This is a genomic window from Nitrospirota bacterium (assembly GCA_016212185.1).
Lineage (GTDB): Bacteria > Nitrospirota > Thermodesulfovibrionia > UBA6902 > DSMQ01 > JACRGX01.
Genome location: JACRGX010000080.1, coordinates 1 through 4,436 on the forward strand (window position 1 = coordinate 1; position 4,436 = coordinate 4,436).

At 41.0% G+C, this 4,436-nt stretch carries 3 protein-coding genes; 1 reads left to right on the forward strand and 2 read right to left on the reverse strand.

Annotated features, from left to right (window positions below; all coding sequences use genetic code 11):
• Both HZA10_09600 and HZA10_09605 read right to left on the reverse strand, forming a co-directional pair.
• Positions 1-219, reverse strand: a 219-nt coding sequence (locus HZA10_09600) for an ATP-binding protein (GenBank protein ID MBI5196565.1), incomplete at its 3' end; no start/stop codon positions are given.
• 10 nt (positions 220-229) lie between these two features.
• Positions 230-3,100, reverse strand: coding sequence for a DEAD/DEAH box helicase family protein (locus HZA10_09605; protein ID MBI5196566.1), 2,871 nt, complete (start codon positions 3,098-3,100; stop codon positions 230-232).
• Positions 3,101-3,535: 435 nt separating this feature from the next.
• Here HZA10_09605 and HZA10_09610 point away from each other — a divergent pair, with 435 nt between their 5' ends.
• On the forward strand, positions 3,536-3,745 hold the full coding sequence (locus HZA10_09610; GenBank protein ID MBI5196567.1) for a hypothetical protein: 210 nt from the start codon (positions 3,536-3,538) through the stop codon (positions 3,743-3,745).
• Positions 3,746-4,436: the final 691 nt, after the last annotated feature.

Genomic DNA, 4,436 nt, shown 5'->3' on the forward strand with positions numbered 1-4,436 from the left:
GTTTCTTGCAATAGAATTGATGCGGGCTTTGAGGTCATTGGTTAGTTTCTCCCCTGCTATTGTGCGGTCGTCTCTGACACCGAGAAGGATTGTCCCGCCTTTTGTGTTTGCAAACGCAACCATATCCTCATCAATCCGGGCGGTAAAATGTTCCTTAAACTCAACGGTAAGCCCTTCGCCCTCTTTAATCAGAATATTTATTTTGTCTGCGTCTGTCATTGCCTCTGCCTTAAATTACGCTCCATTTTACCAGAAAAAGCTCTTTGCTTTCTACTTTCTGCTTCAGCCTCGCCTCTATCTCGTTAATCAAACTTTCTTTTCTGCCGTCCACTTCATCCTGTGCCTGATAAAGATTCATTCTCAAGGTATTTCGTTTCTTCTCCATTTCCTTTATCTGCCTTTGCGCCTTTACCTTTTCTTCAAGATTCAGCATCTTTTTTGCCTCTGTCTTTCTGGTTTTTATCTCCTTGTCCAATTCCTTTAGTTCAATCTCAAGGCTATTTTTGACATCCTCTGCCCATTTGTCAAGTTTTTCCATCTCGGAATCAAAAAAACCTGCATTGCGCTCAGCATTGACTTGCAGAATTTTGGACTGCTGTTTATTGGCAATTTGCTTCAATGCCTCTTTTATACTGTTTTCACTATCAGTTTGAGAAGGCTTTACAGTCGCAGACAAAGAAAAAAGCCTTTGGCATTGCTCTATGTCCAGTTCCAAGCCGCCATTGCTTATTCCGCATAGTAGAATTTGGTCTTCGGTCTCAAATGAATTGATAGTCAGGTTTATTACAGACAGCCACCCTGATTTCCCAATAAGAGGCTCTAATATGCTTATTTTCTTTGGCATCGCGGAATAATTGAAAGATAACTCCTGACTATCCAATGATAATGCCTTGCACTTTTCAATGATACGTTGAGCCAACGGATGTCCTATCCTGTAGATATTCGCATCTTCAATGTTTTTCCCAATCCTATACGGGCCAGGGTGTATTGTTTCATTGCTGAAAGGGTTCTTTTTCAGCATGAAGGAATAGCCGTCTTCTGCAAAATCGGCATACGGTTCAAGATAATATTTCGTAATCTGCCAAAGCCAGTTTTCGTATTTTGAGAGATAATCCCTGCTTTCCTGCAGATTGATTCTGAGTTTTTCATGGACTTCCTCGTCAAAGTTCTCAAGCAGCCGTTGTCTGGTAAGACTCATTGTTTCACCAATCTGCGGCTCCATCTCTTTCTGAAGGGCATCAAATGCAGTCTGTATTTCTTCCTGTGTTCTGCACTGCTGATAAATTTGGGCAATGCGTTTTTCAAAATCAACGCCTGATTCAATGCTGCCCAGAATTTCATCGCTCGCGCCGAAGACACCTTCAAAGAGTTTAAATTTCTCCGAGAGAAGTTGATAGACCCTTTGGTCTGCTGCATTTTTCTTATTCAGAAAATTAACCACAACAACATCATGATTTTGCCCATAGCGGTGGCACCTGCCGATACGCTGCTCAATGCGCTGCGGATTCCAAGGAAGGTCATAATTCACTACCAATGAGCAGAACTGCAAGTTAATCCCTTCAGCCCCTGCCTCGGTTGCGATCATTATGATTGCCTCATCCCTGAAATATTCAACCAGAGCAGCGCGCATATCCGCGCTTTTGGAGCCGGTAATCCTGTCAGTGCCTTGATGCTTTTCAATCCAGTGTTTGTAAATTTCTTGTGATTTAGGGTCGGTATTTGAGCCGTTGAACAGGGCAATCCTTCCGCTGTATTCAGTATTCTCTAAAATGTTTTCAAGATATTTCTGTGTTCTGGTTGATTCGGTAAAGATTACCGCCTTTCTGACGCCGCCTCTTTTTTCAGCCTCAGCAAATCCGGCTTTCAATGCAGTCATTAAAACGTCGCCTTTGGAGTTCTTTTTTATTGACTGTGCGAGAGAGTGAAATTCTTTCAGAGACTTGCTTTCTTCCTTGATGGATTTTATTTCTTCAGGGGTATAGGTCTTTGTTTCTTCTGTTTCCTCGTCTCCTTCTGTCCATTCGTCCTTTATTTCATCAAGAATTTCAAAGTCCTCTGATATTTTTTCCTCAAGCAACGGCACGGCTTCCTGATTTTCGACAATAGCATCAAGTTTATTTCCAAGAGCCTCCAGTGTTCCTGAAATTGCATAGGTGGATGATGCAAGCAGTTTGCGCAGAATAAGGGTCATCAATTGCCTTTGGCTTGCCGGCAAGGCATAAAGGCTTTGCTGCTGTAAATAATCAGACACCATATCATAAAGTCTCTGCTCATTCTCAGTAGGATAAAACTCCTGTGTTATGGGAATGCGGTTTGTGTATTTCACATACTCAAGAACTTGCCTCCTCAATGTCCGTTTGCAAATAGGTTTTAACCGCTCCTTTAAATCGTCAAAGTTATCATTATTGGTCAGGCGGGCGAACCGGCTCTTGAAACTTGTTAAATCTCCAAATGTATAATCATCAATAATGCTTACCAGTCCATATAACTCCATGAGAGTATTTTGAAGGGGTGTTGCTGTAAGCAGAAGTTTTGGCGAGTGTGCTACGGCAACTTTAATAGCATTGGCGATTTTGTTTGTATTTTTATAAACATTCCGTAAATGGTGCGCCTCGTCAATGACTATGATGTCCCACTCAATCTGTTTGATATAGACATCCTTTGCCTTTGCAAAGTGATAGGAGCATATCACAATGTCACTTTGCTTGAACGGATTCAGGTTGCCGTTTTTGATTTTCTGATTAAAGGATTTTGTTTCCAGAATAATTGAAGGCAGGAAAAATTTATCCAATAATTCCTGATTCCACTGTTTACGAAGGCTGGAAGGGACAATGATAAGGATTTTCCGTTTGCGCTCCGCCCATTTTTGTGAAATGACAATACCCGCTTCTATCGTTTTGCCTAATCCGACTTCATCTGCCAGAATAGCGCCTTTTGAAAGCGGAGAACGGAAGGCAAATAAGGCAGCCTCTACCTGATGGGGGTTTAAATCAACTTGTGCGTCAGACAAAGAGGCAGCAAGTTTTTGCAGGCTGTCGGACGAATACCGTCTCGTCAGTTCATGGGCAAAATACTTGGCGTGGTAAGGAGTCAGTTCCATATGATTATTTGGGTATCTCCCCGTTCTCATATCATTTGCTGAAGCCTCCCGATAACTTTCAAGTCAGTCCGTTATCTTGTTGATTTTGGGCATGAGTAGTTGAACAGCTTAAACATAATCTCAACTTTTATGAAGTCTATCCGGGCAATATATGGGGCATATTCATACTCCTTTGGCTTTACAGTGTCATAACAATACAAGACATGTGCTAACAACATTCTTTTTTATTTTCTTTTCACGCTTACAGATAGGTTTTAATGTCACAATTATTTTTTCGTTTTTGTAAAAAAGCCATTATGAAGATACTTATAATTACTGGGAAAATCAAGGGTAAAAGGAAAGCAATTCTTTTACATCTGTTCTAGCCGGACTACTCTACAGACTGCTTTAAACCACACTTTTTGCGTAGGGCATTTCTACCTTGGCATTACACCCATGAAGCTGCAAACTGATGTGCAGTCCAACTATTACACCATTGGTGAGAAGGCTAGACTGAATGGTCTTGATGGTAAAGGACAGACTGTAGTCTTCAACTTCAAGCCCGCATTCGGAGCAGGAGGCAAGGAATTTTCTAAAGATAAGAACTACTGGTTTCACTATCTGCTTGAAGGCATCGGCGATTCAAAAAAAGAATGCCCATATTGAGACTTTTTCTGATAAGGAAGCCGCTCTCAAATTTCTTCGAACCCTCTTTGCAAATACTCCGGTCCCTGAGAAGATAATCGTGGGGAAGCCCGCACATAGCGCGAGAATTTCCGCCGTCATATGAGGGAAGTTTTCTCTGAGATCGGCATAGCTGAGCTATATTTCTTCCCCGAGAGAGGTTAAAAGATTAAAAAAGCGACAGGATGAGAAGCAAATATGGGGAAAAGATAAGAATTGTGGACATAAAAAATCCCTGTTCAACTTTTGAAGTATTTTTGAAGAATTTCAATGGTTGCAGGGGTGAAAAAATAACATTTTCAAATCTAAAGGCGTAAGCCTGTCTTATATGATCATTATAAGGGATAAATTGTATCTGTCAAGGGGTATTTTAAAGAAAAAATAAAGAAAGAATAAAAAAGCAGAGGTTAAACGGGGGTGTTAAGACTGGCAGAATTTGCAGTAAAAACAAGCGGTTCAATATACCCTGCCCACCCCCTATATTACCCTATCCATTACCCCGTCTATTACCCCATTCGGCGCATTTGATTATTTTAAAAAAACCGTTCTTCACGGGAATAAAGAAGCCTTTAGGCACAGGAATATGCGCAATCAAGAGATACTGGCTTTTAGAATACAGGAAGCTTTGGCCATAATCCTTTAAAAAAATAAATAGGCCTGTTTTTGGGTATTA

Bases quoted from the DNA above. Each gene is read 5' to 3' on its own strand.
- HZA10_09605 (MBI5196566.1), bottom strand. From the start codon at position 3,100: ATGGAACTGACTCCTTACCACGCCAAGTATTTTGCCCATGAACTGACG.
- HZA10_09610 (MBI5196567.1), top strand. From the start codon at position 3,536: ATGAAGCTGCAAACTGATGTGCAGTCCAACTATTACACCATTGGTGAG.